The organism is Nostoc sp. C052 (genome assembly GCF_013393905.1).
Taxonomy (GTDB): Bacteria; Cyanobacteriota; Cyanobacteriia; order Cyanobacteriales; family Nostocaceae; genus Nostoc.
Map to the genome: position 1 here is coordinate 3966402 of NZ_CP040272.1, position 20095 is coordinate 3986496.

Here is a 20095-nt window from a genome sequence, read left to right on the forward strand (position 1 = left end):
ATGTTTCCTACAGAGTTTGAATTTACATTGCCAAAGGGGTATCTAGACTCTGAAGGCAACCTCCACCGCAAAGGTGTAATGCGGTTATCAACGGCGATAGACGAGATTGCACCCTTGCGTGACCCACGCGTTAAAGCTAATCCCGTTTATGCCACCATTATTATCTTGTCGCGAGTGATTACCCACTTGGGTGCTTTATCAGAAGTGACTCCGGCAATTGTGGAAAACTTTTTTTCCCAAGATTTAAATTACCTCCAAGATTTTTACCGTCGAATCAATGGCTTGGAAGGCAAAACTTCCATATCGGAAGATACAGTAAATTCTCCCGAAGCGCTTCTTCATAATTGAATTGGGAATGGGGCATTGAGGAGTGCTGTTAGCGGTAGCGGGGCGTTTAGCCCGTGCTGAGTTCAAAAACTCAACGTTCAAGTAAAAAGGTGCAACTTCCGAGTTCAAAGGCTCAACGTTCAAGCAAAAAGACTCAACTTCCGAGTTCAAAGGTTCAACGTTCAAGCAAAAAGGTGCAACTTCCAAGTTCAAAGGCTCAACGTTCAAGCAAAAAGGTGCAACTTCCGAGTTTAAAGGCTCAACGTTCAAGCAAAAAGGTGCAACTTTCGAGTTCAAAGGTTCAACGTTCAAGCAAAAAGGTGCAACTTCCGAGTTCAAAGACTCAACGTTCAAGCAAAAAGGTGCAACTTCCGAGTTCAAAGGTTCAACGTTCGAGTAAAAAGGCTCAATTTCCGAGTTTTAAGCTTGAAACAATAATATTTCTTCCTAACTCTTAACTCAGCACTCCCCAAAGCCCAATGCCCAAATTAAATAACCTATGCGCCGTAAGAAAGATACTCTCTGCACAGAATTTGCCTTTACTCTTCCTAGAGGATTGAGTGATAGCGAACACCGAGTACATCGTCATGGGGTGATGCGTTTAGCAACAGCCAAAGATGAAATTTTGGTGCAACAAGAGCGCAAAGTTCAGGAAAATCCAGCTTATGGGGTGTTGGTGATGCTTGCACGGGTTATTACTCGTTTGGGTAGTTTCAACTCTGTTAGCCCTGATTTACTCGAAGAACTTCTTTTACATGACATTGCCTATCTCCGAGAATTTTATAATCGAATCAATCAGCAAGGTAATGTACATATTCCGACACAATGTCCCCACTGTAATACTCAATTTTCAGTGGAGCTAGAACTGGCGGGGGAGTCGTAAGCTACCCCTCTGATACTTTATATGAGGAGGTAGCTTTTATTGCTTATCATTTCCACTGGTCACAAGATGATATTTTAAATTTAGAACATACTACCCGTCAGCGATGGGTGGCAGAAATCAATAAAATTAACCAAAAATTAATATGAAAGTAAAAGTTAGCTACTCACCAAATCTAAGTGAAGTCAATGAAGTTGACCTTACCATCGAAACAACAACCAGAGGAGAATGGCTAATAGGTCGTTCTCCTGATTCTGATTTACTCCTAGACAGCCCTGATATCAGTAGGGTACATGCTAAGTTTTTTGTTAAAGGTGGAAATTACTACTTCTCTGACCTTGGCAGTAGAAATGGGTCAATATTTAACGGGAAACAAGCTGAAAAAGATCGACCATATTCTTTAAGTGATGGAGATATTATTCGGATTGCAGATTACGTTTTGATTTTGGAGGCAGTTGCTCCCGCTTATGAGCAACCAGAGACAGTCTTTAGAATTATAGACCCTTCACTGTTTTCTCGGCCGCGATCGCCTGAAAATGTCAGCGCTGCCAATGCTGTTAATCCACCCCCAGAGGTAGTCAAAGAAGTAGAAACCCCTGAAATTAATCCTCCTTCCCCAGAAATCAGCGAAATCTCAGCAGTTGTTTCTAATCAAAGTGATGATGTTATCCCGGTTGTTGAGATAGTCGTCCCTGAAAACATCATTGAAACTCCTGAAGCAGCCAACGAAGTTCCACACGATGTTCGTGATGAAATTGTGGATTTGCGAACATTAGTTGCACCAGAAATCAGCGCAGATGTTGAAGACGTAGAACTTCCAGAAATTAGTGAAGCTTCAGAAGTTTCTTCTACTTTAGCTGATGATGCGATCGCTGCACCTGAAAACATCATTGAAACGCCTGAAGAGGAAATTGTCTTTTCAGAAGCTAACCACGATGAGGCTGTAGACTTGGAAGCAGCACTAGCAACAGAATCTACTTTCGTACAGCGACGTGATACAAGTCCAATTCCAGAAGCTACCAACGATGAGTATGCAGAGTTAGAAGCAGCACTAGAAGCAGAAGTCACCTTCGTACAGCCGCGCGATATTTTCCATCAAGTTCCTCCACAGAATACCATTCCAGAAGTTGGCAGCGATGAGTACGCAGAGTTAGAAGCAGCACTAGAAGCAGAAGTCACCTTCGTACAACCGCGCGATATTTTCCATCAAGTATCTGAAGAGGAAAGCGCCGTTCCAGAAGCTACTCATGATGAAATAGTAGATTTGGATACGCCAGTCGTAGAAAGTACAGATGTTGCTGAAGACACGAATATTGAGCCGCAAGAAACATTGAGCCAAGTTACACAAAATATCACTGATGAAGCAGTAGATTTAGATACGCCAATTACAATAGCAGATAGCGCAGATGTTGACGAAGTAGAACCTAGCCCAGTTGTTGATGAAACAATCAGCGAAGTTTCTGAGGCATCAACTGTTGTTGACGAAGTAGAATCTAGTCCGGTTGTTGATGAAACAATTAGCGAAGTTTCTGAAGCATCAACCGCATCTGATGATAACGTTGCGGCAATTTTTAGCAATCAATACATTGATTTGCCTAATACAAACACTGAACAAGTCAGTGTAGATGTCGATGATGTTTCTGCCCAACAAAGTGAAGTATCTGAATTCGCCGATATTCCATCTTTGGAAACAAGAGAAAGTGGAGTCACTGAGAATATCAATCCAACTATTGAAGAAATTTCTGAAATAGAAGTGACTCAACCTGATGAAACCCCAGAAGAAACTCTAGAAGAAGCAAATGTAAGTGAGCCTCCGCAAACAATCATTGAAAGAAATATAGTACTCATCGCTCATGAAAGCAAGAAATCAGAACTTGCCGAATTTGTTTCTCAGCATCAAGAGTTTTTCTCACAGAGCTTTACAATTACATGGCCATCTGTTGGCGAAGTTTTACATCAACAGTCAGGGATAACTATTAGTCAACAAACTCCCGCACCAACTTCTGGAGGATATCAAACAATTGCTTCATTGGTTGGAGCAGGAGAAATTTTAGCAGTGATTTTCCTGAGAGATTTGCTACAATCCCAACCTGGTCAAGCGAATGAAGAAGCACTACTGAGATTATGCAATATTAATCAAGTTCTACTGGCGACTAATTTGCCAACAGCAGAGGCGATCGTGCATTATCTTAAACAGATATAGCAATTCTCAATGAGTTATGAACACAAAGATCCCCGACTTCTTAAATAAGTCGGGGATCTGAGCATTTTGGTTTTTGCAAGTAAAATATAATTACTATAGTTTTTGAAAAGTTGCAAATTGCATAGAATAATTTCAATAATAAAAATTAATCTCAAAATATACTTATATTTTAAAGTAAAACTTATTAAAAAAAATGGTTGTAAATTTTAAAAGTTTACTTAGACAGCCAGTTATTCTTTCAAGTGCGATCGCTACAATTTTACTAGTAGGCATTCAAAAACTGGGGGTTTTCGAGCCTCTGGAAATGAAAGTCTACGACGAAATGATGCAATTACGTGCCGACCCCGGCCCAGACTCTCGTCTGTTGATTGTTGCTTTAACTGAAAAAGATATCCAAAAATGGAACTGGCCCTTATCTAGCGAACTTCTAGACCGACTGTTAGGCAAGCTTGAAGAATATCAACCGCGAGCCATTGGTCTAGATATTTTTCGTGACTTACCAGTACAGCCAGGTCATGAAAAACTACTGCAACGTCTACAACAGAGTGATATCATCATTCCTATTTGTAAACATTCTGGTTCTAACAATCCAGGAATCGCACCACCAAAAGGCGTGGAAGCAGAGCGAGTTGGATTTAATGATGTTGTAGAAGATACTGATGCTACAATTCGCCGCAACCTATTATTAGTAAGTGCAGAAAAGTCCGATTCTTGTCAAAGTACTTATTCTTTTAGCTTACAACTAGCACTCAAATATTTAGAAGTCGGAGGTATCCAGCTAGAATTTACCCCCAAAAAGGAACTACGACTACGTAATACTCTCTTTAAACCCCTGCAAAGTAGCGCTGGCGGTTATCAGAAAGCGGATACAAATGGCTACCAAATCCTGCTTAATTATCGTTCTGGTCATCAGGTCGCCCAGCAAGTAACTATTACAGAAGTACTTGCAAATCAAGTTAAACCAGATTTGGTAAAAGACCGTATTATTTTGATTGGTTCAACAGCTAATAGTTTAAATGATATTTTTAATACGCCCTTTGCTAGTGGTAAGTCAGATAATTCCGGCAAGATGGCAGGAATTGAAATTCATGCCCACAGCGTTAGTCAAATTCTCAGTGCTGTTCTTAACAAACAGCCTCTATTTTGGTTTTTGCCTGAGTGGGGTAAAGTTCTTTGGATATGGGGATGGACTGTAGTTGGTGGGTTGCTGGTATGGCGAATTCAACATCCACTAGGCTTAGGATTAGCAGCGGCAACAGCCCTTGCAGTCTTATTCGGAGCTAATTTTGTCATTTTTTCCCAAGCTGGATGGTTCCCAGTCATACCTCCAGCGTTGGGGTTAGTATTTACTGCCGGGAGTGTCCTTGCCTATAGTTCTTATCAAACCAAGCAAGAGCAAAAAGAAATTACCCAACGGGTTCAAGAACACCAACAATTAATTGTGGAATTGCAAGGTCTTTTACGGCAGCGCGGCGACGCCTCAAATGAAGCACCAACAGTAATTGCTGATTCCATCGGGCAAGACATTGCACTAGGCACGCTACTAAACAACCGTTATCAAATTATTGAACGCTTGGGTTCTGGAGGATTTAGCAACACTTATGTCGCTAACGATATCCAGCGTCCGGGGAATCCGCAGTGTGTAGTTAAACAGTTGCGACCTCCCCGCCAAGATGCAGAATATTTAAATGTTGTCAGACGCTTATTCGACGCTGAGGCAGAAATTTTAGAAACTTTAGGTAAGCACCCACAAATTCCCCAACTCTTAGCTTTTTTTGAAGAAAATCACCAATTTTCTCTAGTGCAAGAATTTGTTCGAGGGCACGCTATGGATAAAGAACTATCCTCTGGGAAGCGACTCAAACAAGCTGAAGTTGTGGAGATGCTCAAAGAAGTTTTACACGTGCTGGTTTTTGTTCACAGCTATGGCGTAATTCATCGAGATATTAAACCTAGTAACTTGATTAGGCGAGAATCAGATCAACATATTGTTTTAATCGATTTTGGTGCTGTTAAGCAGATTCAACCTCAGCAGCAAGAAGCTCAGACAATTTCAATTGGCACTCCTAGTTATGCACCTTCTGAACAAATGAGCGGGTTGCCAAAACTCAACAGCGATATTTATGCCTTGGGAATTATGGGAATACAAGGTTTAACTGGAGTAGATCCGAGAGAATTTCGTAGAGACACAAATACTGGTGAAATCATTATCCAAAGTGGAACTAATGCCAATCAACAGATTTGGCAACATTGGCGCGAACTAACTGACGCGACAAACGAGTTGGTTATGATTTTAAATAGAATGGTACATTTTGACTTTACTCAACGATATCAGTCAGCCGCAGAGGTGCTGAAAACTCTCGAAAGTATCGAGTAGTGAGAAAAAAGCCTGGTTATTCGCATAACCAGGCTTTTAGTTATTTCAATTAATCATTGGAGGTAGAATACTGCGATCGCAACCTATTAGGTAGCAGATTGTTCCAAATTAATCTTGACAACTTTGTTCTTTTCTTGCTCAGTTTTAGGCAGTGTCAAATTCAAGATACCATCTTTATAATCTGCCGTAACTTTAGTATTTTGAATTCGAGCAGATAGAGGAATTATGCGTTGAAACTTACCGTAATTAAACTCACTTTTGATAACGCCTTTTTCCTCAGTTTTAGTTTCAGACTTCCGCTCACCGCTAATGTGAACAGCATTTTCTGTCACTTGCACATCTAGGTCTTTAGCTTCCAAACCTGGCAGTTCTAGCTTCAGATAAATTGCATCTTCAGTTTCTTGTATTTCAGCAGCAGGAACATTGTTCAAGCCTCTATCAAACAATCCAGATGCTACTCCGGTGTCTTGAAATAAACTATTAATTAGATGTTGTACAGTGTCAAATTGACTCGAAGTATTTAAACGAATTAGTGTCATAACTATTCCTCGCAGCAGTTAGCTTTTATTTAATTAGTTTTGCACTTCAATTTGTGCTTACATATTCATATTATGTAAAATTTAGTTTGATATATATTCGGTTATTAGCACTAATTTATTGATGATTACCGTCCCCAATTAGACATAGAAAAAAGATTACGGTTTACTCTATTGTTTGTGTTCGGTAAACCGAATAGATAAATTAGATTTACTCATACTTAAGCAATAAATCTGGTGTTGAAGGGGATAGTGCAGAAATACGATACCTAAAACTGAGTAAGTAGGTGGATCTAAATATAAGATAGTTCGTCATTGCTGACGAAGTGTTCGCGGAGCGTCTCTAAGAGTTGCAATCGCAAAGACTGAGATTGCCACGCCTCACTTCGTTCCGTACCCTGCCGGTTCTCCAAAGGAGTACGCAATGACATTTTATATTTAATTGCGTCTACTTACTTAACAGCGCTGCATAAATTTTTAGATTACCTCAGTTAAATACATATCTTTTCAAATTTGTCTTGAACTTAGCTGTTGATTTATTAACCAATACAGTATCAATCATGAAACTCTTTCCCTCGCTCAATTTGGCACATATTGTTGATTCTAGTATCCTACCTAGAATCGCTCGGACTCCAATAGCAACTCATAGCAAAAATGGCACATCAATCAACACAGATATCAAATCTAATACTTTATGCAGCCATTCTCCAAATATCAATTACCTCGAACCATTTGATACTGCTGTTCTTGCTTATCACATGATGGGTCTTAGCAATTTTGAATGAACTGTCGGATGCGCTCAATTAAATCACCCGAATGGGTGAGGAACAAATCAACCGTTCAGGTGAACTGAGTGCAGGAAGTTTAGACCGATAAAAAATAAGACTCTATTACTCAAGACTACTAATTGCACTTTACTATAACTAAGGATAATCCTATGAAACTCTCCACTTTGCTAGATTCTGTATTCATTGTTGCTTCTATTGCTTTATTACCTGGAATTGGTGGCGCTCAAACACTTACAAACAATAGTGGCGAACCTATAGTTATCAACTCTAACAATTTATCCACTCATTCTACAAACGTCAGCTACCTCAAACCCTTTGATACTGCATTTCTAGCTTATCAAGGTAATCTGAAAGCACAGGGAATTCCTAGCGGTAGTGCTTTGTTATTTCAATACCAAAAAGGAAACCTGACTGCACTAGATGTGGTAAAAGCTGCTGTCAACGCTAAAAAGTTACCAGCACAAGCTTTAAATGATACAGGTTATTTAAACGCTGTCGAATCGCAGCTGACATCACTTGATATTAATGGTGAATTATCTAACTAAGTATAGTGTTGCAGAGGTTCGTCACGGATTTATGAAATGCTGTACTCTCATCTGGTTGCTTTGACAAGAAAATGCGTCTTCAGCAAGGAAAAGCTGCTTTGTCCCCCGAATCACCATCCCATTACCAAAAATTACTGTAACCCCTCCAAGCTTGGAGGGGTTTTTAGTTGCTGCTTGTTCTAATCGCCTTCCTGTCCTCAAGGCATCTTAGAGGAAAGCGGGGGTGCGTGACGTAGCCATTACACTCCTAGAAAAAAGAGTTGGGTAATAAATTATTTACTGTTCTATCAAATTAACGTTGTTAAGTTACTCAGCAGGTGTAGTTCCCACCTCTAGGCTGTGTTAGATATTGTGACGCGAAACAGGAGTATAGATACGTTGCGAAAGCTTTCTCCAGAATCTCCTCTATTTATTGTGTTAATCATTATTAGTTTTTTAGTAGTAACTTTTTCCACTTGGTTATCATCTAAACCATTCGTTTTAAAACCATTTGGGGTTAATGATATTATTCAGTTACTTACCTTAGAATTATTTATTTCTTTGTTATTGGAACGCTCTTTAGAAGTTTTTCTAACTACTTGGCGTGGTTCGTTTGTCGAACAGTTAGATATTAGTATTCAGCAAGAAAAGGCTCTAGTATCTAATAATATAAAACTTATGGAAGTCCAACAAAAACAGTTTTCTTCTTTGGAATCAAATCAAAACAGTGGACTACCGCCTGAAGGAATGAGTTTAGAACAGCAAATCATTCAAAATTTTACACAAAGTCAACAAGACGCATTAAACATATTCAAGCCACAAATGGATGGAATAAATGAAAAAGAGCGTCAAAGAACAGCTTATAAATCTGATACGAGAATAATTGCTCTATGGACATCCTTGTTATTCGGTCTTTTAATTAGTGCAATTGGTATTCGCTCAATTGAACCACTTGTAGTTATTGATTTAGATAATCCCATCCAAGTAGTTATTTTCCGTTGTTTAGATGCATTACTGACGGGAGGTTTAATCGCAGGAGGTAGCGAAGGAATCCATAAACTCATAAAAGTTTTTCTAGATTTTATGGAAGCTACATCTAAACAAATTAAAAATCAGTGAGCGTCTTGAGAAAACAAATTTATTGGAAGTCGGCGGGAAACTCCATCCCGCAAGTGGCGTGGAGTTTTTTATGGGAATTCCTCATACCTCCTTAATGTAATTTATTTGTACTTCAAATTGAAGTAAAGTTAATTTGGCTAATCACTCTTCAGAATCGTTTATCGGTGGTAAATAGGGAATTAAGCCCCTGTCGAATGCTTCTTCCTGAATTTCGCGCGGAGTGTAACGCGCATCTATAGGTAATCCATTGACAGAAATTAACCAGGCAGTTGGATGGCTATCCAGTCGGCTGGGCAAACACCAAGTAGTGTCATAGTAGCTCATCTTCATCGCATCCCGAATTGCTTTGGATTTCCCTTGTCCTGTACTCTCCGCTACGCCAAAGATTTGGTAGAGTTCGCTAGCTTTAATATGGGGAGTCTGGGAGGAGTCGTAGAGAAAGTTAACCATGCCGAGGGCGTGGACGATGCCACAAGCCCAAGACTTGGCAAGTCCTGTTGCTAGGGGTGAGGGACGCTTACGGCAGAGAGCAGCTGCCAGTTGCCGCGACATCTCTGCATATTCGGCGTTGAGATGTTGAGAGCAAAAGGCATCGGTGAGGTGGGTGATTTCCTCAAATTTCCCCTGCATCTGCTTGGGGACTTTTTCGCCTAATGGTTTGGCCATACTTTTCATCCAATGTCTATTTACTGACCTTGCGACAATCTACATCTGGATTCAATACGCTTGGGTTAAGGACTACTGGCAACAATTTTGGGTTTTCGAGACGTGATAAATCGCCGTCTCTACAAGTATTTTGGGCTTATCTGAACTGTATTGCATCTGGATTAACAAAATATTATTAGTGGCATATATTCTTGCACTTTTCTGCATAGCTTGGAAATTCATATCCAATTAAAATAAGCGCATACTTCAACAAGTGAAGTTAGGGAGCATGGATAGAAGATAAGCTAAACACCTTAAAGGACGGGATTTCTCATAAAGGTTAAGGAAACTTTAATTTGAATGAATTTAGGTGAAAACATGGTAAGCATAAGTTTCAAAGAACATCAAGTTTATGGAAATTTGTCAGTGGAAAAACAACTGGATATTCTTGTTGTCGATGACCATCAATTAATTTTAACTGGTACTCTTGATGTATTAAGTCGAGAGTATCCCAAAGCTACTATTATTAAGGCTCAAACTGGAAAAGAGACACTTTCTCAACTTAATTTTCACCAGTTTCACTTGATTGTGATGGATTTATCGATTCCCGATCAGCAAGGGGAGACAGCAGAAATTGATACCGGAATTAAGCTGTTGCAAATTTTGCTCCAAGAATATCCTCATCAGAATGTCATGGTGCAAACTAGTTATGTGAAAGCGTTAATTCGGATCAAACACGAGATTGATAATCATCAGGGTGGGTTTGCGATCGCAGATAAAGGATTACCTGAAGATGAAATGCTAATGCGGCTGAATTTGGCCCTTAATGGTGGAACTCACACGAAAGATATCAAAAAGAGTATAGAACTCAAACCAGAATGGTTGGAAGTATTGCGGTTGGCTTTTGAAGAGAGTTTGACAGATAAAGCGATCGCCGAGCAAATGTACAAATCAGAAAGAGCAGTACGTACTTACTGGACGAAAATTCAGGATGTTTTAGGAGTGTACCCTGAAGACTGCAAGCAAGGTGGTAAAAATATGCGAATCCAAACCGAAATTCGTTCCCGTGAAGAAGGTTTAATTGATTAATACAGAGAAAATGAATGCGGAAAAAAACTAGATGAGAAGGAGAATCTGGAATCGCATTTACCAAGAATTTGGGTTGTGGTCTCTTGCTGCACCCCCAGGCATAGTAGTATTGATTTTGGTGATCTTAATACGTATGGTTGGAGGAATGCAATCTCTAGAATGGATGTTTCTAGATACCATGTTACGTCTGCGTCCAGTAGAAAAACTTGATGAACGTGTAGTAATTGTAGGTATTGACGAAAAAGATATTGAATGGGTTAAGCAATATCCAATTCCAGATCAGAAGATTGCAGAGTTACTGACCAAGTTGGAAACTTATAAACCGCTAGCTATTGGGCTGGATATCTTCAAAAATGTGCCTGTAGAACCTGGTGGCAAACAACTAGCGCAGATATTACGAACAAATTCTAATATTATTGGCATTGAAAAAGTTTTACAACCCGGACAAATCTCACCACCCCAGAATTTACCACCTGAAAGGGTTGGATTTGTCGATTTACCTAATGATGAGGATAGCAAAAATCGACGCTATTTGTTATATACGCCAAATCCTCAGAATATAAATGAAGATAAATATTCCTTAGCATTACAGTTAGTTATTAAGTATTTCAAGGCGAGAGGAATTGAGGTGCAAACGGGAAAAAATGATCCGAATACAATCAGATTCAGTGAGATTGAATTACCTCGAATTAACCGTAATTTTGGCGGATATGTCAATGTTGATGATGGAGGAGTGTCAATTTTAATGAACTTCCGCAACCAGAAGCAACCTTTTAATGTTGTGTCGCTACGCGATATTCTTAATGGTCAAGTTAATGCCGAATTATTGCGCGATCGCATTGTCTTAGTTGGCAACCGCAATATGAGCGCAGGCGATATTTTTTATACATCTGCTTTGCCTAATTTAAAATTAAGCGGTCAAATTTATGGCATTGACTATCACGCTCATGTTATTAGTCAAATTCTAAGTAGTGTAATAGATGGCCGAACAATGTTGCATAGTTGGGGAGAGTTCGGAGAGTATACATGGATATTTCTTTGGGGTTTTTTGCCGATCTTTATCGGACGGCTTACGCAATCTGTTTGGAGAAATTTACTGAGTGTGGGTGTAGCAGTATTTTGTCTGTTTGTCTGCGGGTATGTGATGCTGTGGGTGTGGGGTGTATGGATTCCTGTAGCACCTAGTTTTCTGATATTAGCCGTCAATGGAGTAGGTTTGAGTGCTTTTGCGTTTTACCAGCATGATAGATTTTTGCGATCGCAAATTAACGAACGTCAAAACACCATTCAAAACACTTTTACCGTTATTCATAATGGGCCTTTACAAACCCTTGCCTATGGATTAAAGCATCTGCGTGCTAAAGATGTCCCTTACGAAGAACTAGTTGGGCAATTTGAAAAACTCGATCGAGAAATTCGGGAAATTGGTGAATTTCTCAAACTAGAAGCATTAACCACAGAAGAAAGCTTGCGTTTAGGTAGCGGATTAATACTCGAATTGAACAGACCGCTACATGATTTATTATATGAAGTTTATTCTAGTACATTAGAACGTCAAGATTTTGAACATTTTAAAACTTTAAAAGTAAAAATCCGCAATTTTGACCCAATTGATGATAAGTATTTAACTATAGAAGATAAGCGGGGAATATGTCTGTTTTTAGAAGAAGCTTTATGTAATGTTGGTAAACACGCCGAAGGAGTTAAGCGCATTCAAGCATCAGGTGTTTATAGTGAAAATAAATACAAATTGTGGGTCAAAGATAACGGTTCAGGAATGAAATCAAAGTTAGAAAGCAAAGGTACAAAATATTTCAAAATAGTTGCTAAACAATTAGGAGGAGAGTTTCGACGCGAATCAGTTTCTCCTCGCGGGACTATATGTGAAATTAGTTGGAAACCTATGAAATAATTTCAGCTTTGAGATTTTTATGATTCATTTGATGCAAAGGTGCAAAATTAAAAGTTTTATTTAGATAACCATACAATCAATAACATCACCATGAGTCATCAAAATTTTGTATCTTGGCGAAATCAGCACAGACTTACAAGCTTAGTTGTGGGGGCAGTTTTCCTAATGACTACAGTCCCAGCATTTGCCCAGTTTAAACCACGCGATCGCAAACCAGCTAGCGGACATTCCCGTGCAGGTGGTTCTCGTGGGTGTTCAAATAACGGCGATATCCCTCTAACACAGCTTGCACCTCAGACATTTATTGGTAAAACCGCTTCCACCCGCCCAATGTTAGCTTGGTATATGTCAAGTTCCCAAAATGTGCGATTCCGATTGGCTGAATTTGATTCAGGCGACAACCCTAAACAAATTGGCAAAGTTAAAGAAATATCCACAATCGTCGGGATTAACAAGCTAGAACTTCCCCACGATTACCCCGAACTCACAGTAGGTAAAACATATTTATGGCAAATAGCAATTGACTGCGAAAACGACACAATTGTTAGACGTGTAGAATTTACCGTCATCAATCCTCAATCACTTGCTAAGAAACAATTTACTAGCATTCCCGAAAGCGTAAATTATTATGCTGAAAACGATCTGTGGTATGAAGCACTGGCAGAAGCATTGAAAGGAACTGATAATGGTAAACTAGGGCAGACTGGGGCAACTTTAGTTAAAAACCTTGCAGAGTCCGAAATATTGATAGGTAACGATGTAGAACAAAAAAATACTCAACAACGTATCGAATACCTCCAGAAAATTGCTAGCGATCGCTAAGGAAACTCCAAGAAATAAATTATCCAATATTGTGGGGTGGGCAACATGAGCGCCCTATACCCGGATTTCTCACGCATAGTGTAGGCAGAGGGTGTGGGAGGTGTGGGGAGTGTGGGGAGTGTGGGGAGTTGCGTGGGGTAAGACTTCTTCCCCATCCTCCCACACCCCTTGGATTTCAATCCAGGTATAGACTGGGCGGGCGAGACGCCCACCCCACAAGAGTTAATTGAAGATTTTTTATTTGGAAGTCGGGGATTTACGATCTAGTCCTACAGAAAAAATGGGGAAATAGAAATTGTGAAGATTTTGCGGTTTAGCGTCGTGGGATGCGTGGGAGCATTAGCAGTTTGTATTCAGCCTACTTTTGCTCAGTTAACTCCCGATAACAGCCTGGGGCAAGAGCGATCGCAAGTCATTCCTTTTAATCAAAAAAATGACATTATCGATGGTGGTGCGGCTCGTGGCATTAACCTATTTCACAGCTTTCAAGATTTTAACGTCGGTGTTGGTAGAGGTGTTTATTTCGCCAATCCAGAGGGGATAACAAATATCTTTTCTCGCGTTACTGGTGGGAACTCATCGAATATTTTCGGGAACTTGGGGGTATTGGGTAATGCAAATTTGTTTTTGCTAAATCCCAATGGGATTGTCTTTGGTAAAAATGCCCAGTTAAATATACAGGGTTCTTTTTTGGGGACAACAGCAAATAGCTTAATCTTTCCCAATGGGGTAGAGTTTAGCGCCACAAATCCCCAAGCACCGCCGTTGTTAGCTATCAATGTCCCAATTGGTTTGCAGTTTGGTTCGCAACCAGGAAGTATTACTAACCAAGCAGTTAATGGGTTAGGTGTTGGATCTGGTAGCACCTTAGCACTTCTGGGCGGTGAAATTGATTTGGATGGTAGTTTTTTGTTTACTCAAAATGGACAAGTGAAACTGGGCGCAGTCAGTGGAGATACAACCATTGGGCTGAATGTTAATGGCTCCTCATTCGGTTTTAATTTACCAGAAAATTTTGGACGCGCACCCATCAACTTAACGAATGGAAGAATTGCCGCTAGAGGTGAAAATAGTGGAATTGAGCTATTTGGCGGAAAAATCGCCCTAAACGGAAACCTTTCCTATCTATTTAGTTTCAATGGCGGCTCAATTGTTGTTGATGCGACTCAATTGAATTTAGACAATGACTTTAGCATTGTGAGCGCTACTTCTGGTGCAGTAAAGGGCGGTAATATTCAAATTCAAGCTAGCGATGCAGTAACTCTCGCTAGCAGCAGTTCGATTTTTTCTGCCAGCGATGATACAGGTGCAGGTGGTGATGTTACTATCAATGCCGGGAAAATCACAATTACCGGAGATGGAACACCAGAAAATATTGTTGGAATCTCTACATCTAGCGATGGGAAAGGCAATGGAGGGAATCTCACCTTAAATGCTACGGAGTCGGTTAACGTCAATGGCGGCTTTATCCAGGCTTACAATAACAGTGCAGGTAATGGAGGAAACTTGACTGTGCGAGCTACAGATGCAGTCAATATCACTGATAACGGCTCTTTAGGGCTATTCAGTAATGGCTCTGGTTCAACAGGGAATATACAAATTGAAACGGGTACTTTGCGAGTTCAAAATAATTTATCAGGAAGGGGAGTGATAGCACTTGCATCTAATGGTGGAAATGTCGGTTCTATTTCCATTCAGGCTCGGAATGCGGTTGAGGTGACTCAAAGTAATATATATACACTTATTTTTCTTCCACTCGGAAGTACAACTCAAGCAACAGCAGGGGATATCACCATTGAAACCCAGCGACTCAATCTCAAAGATGGGAGTGATATCAGAACGAATACTTATAGCAGCGCAAATGCGGCTAACATTTTGATTAAAGCTAGCGAATATGTAGGAATTAGCGGCAACAGCTATATATCAAGCAATACTTATAGTGGCTCAGGAAATGGTGGCAATGTAACGATAGAAACGCCTCAACTCTCCATAACTCAAGGAGGACATATAAACACCTCATCTACTAGGAGTAGTGGTAATGCCGGGAATATTAACATCCGCGCCAAAGATGTAGAATTGGATGGGTTTGTTTTCGTACCTAAAGAACAGTTTTTGGCTGGACTAAATCAAGCTGCTGCGGAAGAATTTTTGTCTGATCCTCTAAAACAAGAATTTCTGTCTCGATTCGGGGGTATTTATGATATGAGTGACTTATCCTCGGATGTTAGTGGAAGTAATGCCGATGTCCGAGGCGGCACAATAACTATTGACACAGAACGGTTGCGGTTGAGTAATGGTGGAAACATATCAACCTCAGTGTTAGCGGGACGGGGACAAGGGGGTAATTTGGTGGTTCGTGCCACTGATTCTATTAATATTACTGGGGTTGGTGCAGAACGATTAGATGGTTCGTTTGCACCATCAGGTTTATTTGCAGAATTGCAAAATGGGGGAATTGGTTCGGGGGGAAGCATTGATGTGACAACAGGACGCTTAAACCTTAGCAATGGCGGGGCAATTTCTGCCGGCACATTCAATCAAGGTAATGCGGGAAATATTGGGATTAATGCCGAGCAAATTAATTTACGCGGAAGTAGTAGTATCATCACTCAGGTTGACGATAAAGCTAAAGGCAATGCAGGCAATATCAGCATCCAAACTCAACTATTAAATGTACAACAAGAATCGGGGATATCATCAGCAACTTTCGGAAATGGAAATGCGGGTAATTTAACGGTAAAAGCTGATAACATTAGCCTGATTGGTTCAAACGGTGGATTATTCACTGGTATAACATCATCAGTTTACGAAGGGGCTAACGGTAAAGGTGGTGATATAGATATTACTACCAATAATCTTGATATACGTGATGATGCCCAAATTATCTCCGGCAGCCTCGGTACGGGTGAAGCTGGAAATATTAAAGTTAATGCTAATTTTCTAGAAATTTTTGGAAAAGGCAGTGCGATCGCTTCTTCAACTAATATAGGTAATGGTGGTAACATAAACCTCAATATTGCCGATTTATTACTGTTGCGCGGTGGCGCTTTCATTTCAACCACCGCAGGTAGAAGCCAAGCTGGTGGCGATGGCGGTAACATCAATATCAACTCTAAATTTATCGTCGCCATCCCCAAAGAAGACAGCGATATTAAGGCTAACGCATACACTGGTTCCGGTGGAAGAGTTCAAATTAACTCGCAAGGTATCTTTGGTATTGAGTCGCGTCCAAAACCAACCGAAAAAAGTGATATTACTGCAAGTTCCGAATTAGGCGTTTCAGGTACAACAAATATTAACGCACCCGATACCAGTTCCATTCAAAACAGCTTTACCGGATTATCGCCAAACGTCATCGATACTAATGCACTGATTGCTAATAGTTGCATTGTTCGCAGTCCCAAACAAAAAGGTACATTCTTCATTACTGGTTCTGGTGGTTTACGGAATAGTCCGGGGGATGGATTAATTTCAAACTATTCGACTGGTGAGGTGCGTAATGTTGAACCAACATCGCGGACTTGGAAAAAAGGCGATGCAATAGTTGAACCACAAGGGCTTTATCGACTTGCTGATGGACGCTTGATACTCAGTCGAGAATGTCAGTAATGAGTAATGAGTAATGAGTAATTTTTTGCTGGAGGGTATACACAGGTCGTTCTCATTTTTCGTTACCATAACTCAATACGCTTGGGTTAAGGGCTACTGGCAAAAATTTTGGGTTTTCGAGATGCGATAAATCATCACAAAGACGCGATAAATTGCCGTCTCTACAAAATAAAGATTATTGTAGAGACGGCGATTCATCGCATCTCTTGTCTTAACCGAACAGTAATTAGCATCAAAGCCAATTACCGATCGCAATCATTGGTGCCCAATAGGCAGGATTATTATACCTGGGGTTCATCTCTTCAGATGGTGGTAAATTCTGAGGATGAATCATTTTAATTTGGGCTTGTTGCAATGCCTCTGCAATACTCATGCCAGCGTTACGATAGTTGGTGTAAAATGTTTTGACGAGTTGCGATGTCGATTCATCTGTGACACTCCACAAAGATGCGATCGCACTTTTAACTCCAACTTGCAATGCAACTCCAGCTAATCCTAGTGTGGCACGATCGTCGCCAACTGCGGTTTCACAGGCAGTCAATGTTAGCAGTTCGACGCTATCTGATTTACTGTTGAGGTTTCGCAGTGATTTTTCTAATTCGCTGATGGTAAGTATTTGGTTTTTGCCTGTAACAATAAAGGTGTCTTCAGGAATTATCCCAAATTGAGCGTGACTAGCTATATGGATAATGGGATATGTGGTTTTGTCAAGTGTTTGCTGAAAACTTTCGGGGAAAAAGTCTTGATCGATCAATTCGGTATGATTAGGAAATATACTTTGAACTGCACTCACTTCATTGGGAACAGCAGCAAGTGCATCAAAAGTTTTGCCGTCGATTATGGCTTTTTTTGTTAAACCCAAAATTAGCGCTTTTTGTGTACTGCGATCGCGTGCTTTGGGTGTGGTAAGTCGTAAACTGGGAGTTGTGGCAATTGCGTAAGTTTCAACTAAATATTTTTTTTCTTGGCTGTCATAAAGTGCTGCCATTGGTACACTCCGCAAAAAACCATCCTGAATAAATACTAGGGTTTTGACTTTCTCCGGTTTGATATCCGATAGCATTGGACGAATTATCCAATCATAAAGCTCTGCCGCAGTTGTTGTATCGTAGTTAAATTCTTCTTTTCCCTTAACTAATCCTGTGCGAAACTCGGCAATCTTTTTCTGTAGCTTGTCGCTGCTAACTATTTTGTTTGTACCTTCTTGATTGGGGTCTTCAATCCACTTAAATTTAGTTGCCTGATTGGGTAACTGCAATAATATCCCGGTTTTGCCCTTTAAAATTATTGAACTCAAAAACCCAGTATTCTGAAAGGCTACACTATTATCCTTGAGGAGTTCTCCTACTTGTTTAGTATTCAAGGCACTTAAAATGCAATCATTGCCAAAATAATTTTGTAATTCTGCTAATTTTAAAGCATCAATGGTTTTAACGACTGCGGATAATTCATTCGCACGTTGTTCACCTGCAATTGCCCCAACTCCTAGCAAATCGAGCCGCGATTGTGCCAATGTTTGGTATAGTGGTCGCACAACATCGCGGAAGTCAAATTGTACATCCCGTTCGGCGGTCAAAATATCGCTGCGGATATCTTCTAGAGTATCAAATGCTCGTTGATAAGATGCGATCGCTTCTTCTTGTCGCTTTTCTCGATCTAAAATGCGTCCGGCTTGCCACTCCCACAAATACAAGCTATCTTTTGCACTCAATTTGTTATCTGCTGCAACGATCGCCGCTTGGGTATATTTTAATGCTTTTTTATTCTTTAATGCTTTTTCATTATCTGAGCTACATTCCCAGAAATGACCCAAAGCACCATTAGAATAAGAAATTAGACGATTATCTTGTAATTTTTTACTTGTTAATATTGAGTTTTCCAGCAAATTCAACTGCATATTACTAGATAAAACTAGTTGAGTTGGACAGTAGGTAAAGGGTGAAGTTCCTTTAGCATCACGCTGCAAGTATGCTAAATCAATTTCCCCATAGACTTTTGTGGCTGAATCTGGCAAAGTTTCAAGAACTTTTAAAGCATCCTTAAGGGTTTTTTCAAACTCTTCATCATTAATAATTTTGCTCTTATTTGTCTGGGAACCCAACTGAATTAAATTTAATAATCCCCGCATCTCTGCTATAGGTTGTTTTTCAGCGCGGGCGAACTTGATACTATCCTGAAAATATTTATTAGCTCTTTGGTAGTCATCTACAGATTTTTTAGTAAATTCTTGTTGTTTACTCAAAATACTAGCCTTATTTGCAGAATCGGCTTGTAACTCTCGTAATTGACCGCGACTTTTGTAAGCATTACCTAAACTATTAAATACCAAAGATTTATATTCTGGTGAAATTTTTTGTGCCGCATCTAAATAATAAATTGCTTGATCGTAACTTCCGATTAACCGATATGCTTCACCGAGAATGCCTAAAGCTGCAACCTGTCCGCGTTTGTCGTTGTATTTGATGGCGATTTGTGCAGCACTTTCTGGAGTGCATTTTATTTGCTGACTTGGTTGATTTTCGGAAATTTTTGGCTTATCTACTAGTTGACCACACAAAAGTGCGATCGCCTTGCGGGGTTGTCCCAAATTGCTGTAAACTTGGGCTAGTTCTGACTTCATCCGTCCCACTTGCTCGATATTGCCTACAGCACCATAGTCACGAATTGCTGCTGATAAGGATGCGATCGCTTCTTTATTTTCTCCTACTTGTTGGTAAGCACGTGCTAAATTTTCATTCACAACCGCCGTAGCTGACGGATTATTTCTATCTTGATTTAATGCCTCTTGCCAATTTTTGATCGCATTCAAGAAATTTCCGGCATTATACTCTTTAATTCCTTGTTCAACGAGTGCAGTGGCATTTGGCGTTTGTGCGGATACAACTTGTCCGAATAATAAACAAATTAGGATAGTTGCTAAAAATAATATTTTAATAAATCGATGATAATTTAGTTTTTGGTATCGCTGAGTGAAGAGATGAATTAGCTTTGTGTAGATTCGCCAAGGTACAAGAAGTAAGCGGTTGAGATATTGGTTTTGTAATTTCATAGCTTTTATAAGAAGAATTCAGAACTCAGGAGTCAGAATTCAGTATTAATTCTGCAACAGGTCTAATAAATATTGGTTAAAAGCGAGTGTAATGGTATCTCGTTACTAGTATTAAACATATTGCCTTAAAACTCTATCCCTTTATAGGTAGAGTATTCACAAATTCTGAATTATGACTCCTGGTTTATTTTTTAACTTACCAGAAATAGGCATTA

Annotated in this window: 16 protein-coding genes; 12 read left to right on the forward strand and 4 right to left on the reverse strand. The window is 39.9% G+C overall.

What is annotated here, in order from left to right:
- The 5 genes from FD723_RS16310 (at position 1) to FD723_RS16325 (ending at position 5787) form a co-directional block, all read left to right on the forward strand.
- Positions 1-348 carry a hypothetical protein gene (locus FD723_RS16310; RefSeq protein ID WP_179066250.1) on the forward strand — a complete coding sequence of 116 codons (348 nt, stop codon included), beginning with the start codon at positions 1-3 and terminating at the stop codon, positions 346-348.
- Positions 349-826: 478 nt separating this feature from the next.
- Positions 827-1210 carry a phage tail assembly protein gene (locus FD723_RS16315; protein WP_179066251.1) on the forward strand — a complete coding sequence of 128 codons (384 nt, stop codon included), beginning with the start codon at positions 827-829 and terminating at the stop codon, positions 1208-1210.
- Between the two features lie 38 nt (positions 1211-1248).
- A complete protein-coding gene (locus FD723_RS44140) occupies positions 1249-1356 on the forward strand; it encodes a DUF6760 family protein (protein ID WP_336884945.1) in 108 nt (35 codons plus the stop codon).
- A complete protein-coding gene (locus FD723_RS16320) occupies positions 1353-3410 on the forward strand; it encodes an FHA domain-containing protein (RefSeq protein ID WP_179066252.1) in 2058 nt (685 codons plus the stop codon). The genes FD723_RS44140 and FD723_RS16320 overlap by 4 nt, the downstream gene beginning before the upstream one ends.
- A gap of 193 nt (positions 3411-3603) precedes the next feature.
- On the forward strand, positions 3604-5787 hold the full coding sequence (locus FD723_RS16325) for a CHASE2 domain-containing serine/threonine-protein kinase (RefSeq protein WP_179066253.1): 2184 nt from the start codon (positions 3604-3606) through the stop codon (positions 5785-5787).
- A gap of 86 nt (positions 5788-5873) precedes the next feature.
- Here FD723_RS16325 and FD723_RS16330 read toward each other — a convergent pair whose 3' ends face one another.
- Positions 5874-6326: an Hsp20/alpha crystallin family protein gene (locus FD723_RS16330; RefSeq protein WP_179066254.1), complete on the reverse strand. Its 453-nt coding sequence runs from the start codon at positions 6324-6326 to the stop codon at positions 5874-5876.
- Between the two features lie 290 nt (positions 6327-6616).
- On the reverse strand, positions 6617-6754 hold the full coding sequence (locus tag FD723_RS16335) for a hypothetical protein (protein WP_179066255.1): 138 nt from the start codon (positions 6752-6754) through the stop codon (positions 6617-6619).
- A gap of 129 nt (positions 6755-6883) precedes the next feature.
- On the opposite strand from FD723_RS16335, the gene FD723_RS16340 reads away from it, so the two are divergent.
- From FD723_RS16340 to FD723_RS16350, 3 genes are all read left to right on the forward strand, one after another.
- On the forward strand, positions 6884-7108 hold the full coding sequence (locus tag FD723_RS16340; RefSeq protein ID WP_179066256.1) for a hypothetical protein: 225 nt from the start codon (positions 6884-6886) through the stop codon (positions 7106-7108).
- 152 nt (positions 7109-7260) lie between these two features.
- Positions 7261-7656, forward strand: coding sequence for a hypothetical protein (locus FD723_RS16345; protein WP_179066257.1), 396 nt, complete (start codon positions 7261-7263; stop codon positions 7654-7656).
- A gap of 378 nt (positions 7657-8034) precedes the next feature.
- Positions 8035-8754, forward strand: a complete 720-nt coding sequence (locus FD723_RS16350; protein WP_179066258.1) for a hypothetical protein — start codon at positions 8035-8037, stop codon at positions 8752-8754.
- Between the two features lie 141 nt (positions 8755-8895).
- On the opposite strand, the gene FD723_RS16355 is transcribed toward FD723_RS16350, so the two are convergent.
- Positions 8896-9420 (reverse strand): DUF6398 domain-containing protein, encoded by a 525-nt coding sequence (locus FD723_RS16355; protein ID WP_179066259.1) that lies wholly within the window; start codon positions 9418-9420, stop codon positions 8896-8898.
- Between the two features lie 357 nt (positions 9421-9777).
- Here FD723_RS16355 and FD723_RS16360 point away from each other — a divergent pair, with 357 nt between their 5' ends.
- The 4 genes from FD723_RS16360 (at position 9778) to FD723_RS16375 (ending at position 16831) form a co-directional block, all read left to right on the forward strand.
- Positions 9778-10488, forward strand: coding sequence for a response regulator transcription factor (locus tag FD723_RS16360; protein WP_179066260.1), 711 nt, complete (start codon positions 9778-9780; stop codon positions 10486-10488).
- A 31-nt stretch (positions 10489-10519) separates the two neighbouring features.
- Positions 10520-12400: a CHASE2 domain-containing protein gene (locus FD723_RS16365; RefSeq protein ID WP_179066261.1), complete on the forward strand. Its 1881-nt coding sequence runs from the start codon at positions 10520-10522 to the stop codon at positions 12398-12400.
- A gap of 165 nt (positions 12401-12565) precedes the next feature.
- The gene (locus FD723_RS16370; RefSeq protein ID WP_256874838.1) at positions 12566-13222 is read left to right on the forward strand and encodes a DUF928 domain-containing protein; all 657 of its coding nucleotides are present in this window, start codon (positions 12566-12568) and stop codon (positions 13220-13222) included.
- A 297-nt stretch (positions 13223-13519) separates the two neighbouring features.
- On the forward strand, positions 13520-16831 hold the full coding sequence (locus FD723_RS16375; RefSeq protein WP_179066263.1) for a filamentous hemagglutinin N-terminal domain-containing protein: 3312 nt from the start codon (positions 13520-13522) through the stop codon (positions 16829-16831).
- Positions 16832-17063: 232 nt separating this feature from the next.
- Here the strand turns inward: FD723_RS16375 and FD723_RS16380 are convergent, their stop codons facing one another.
- Positions 17064-19880, reverse strand: coding sequence for a CHAT domain-containing protein (locus FD723_RS16380; RefSeq protein WP_179066264.1), 2817 nt, complete (start codon positions 19878-19880; stop codon positions 17064-17066).
- Positions 19881-20095: the final 215 nt, after the last annotated feature.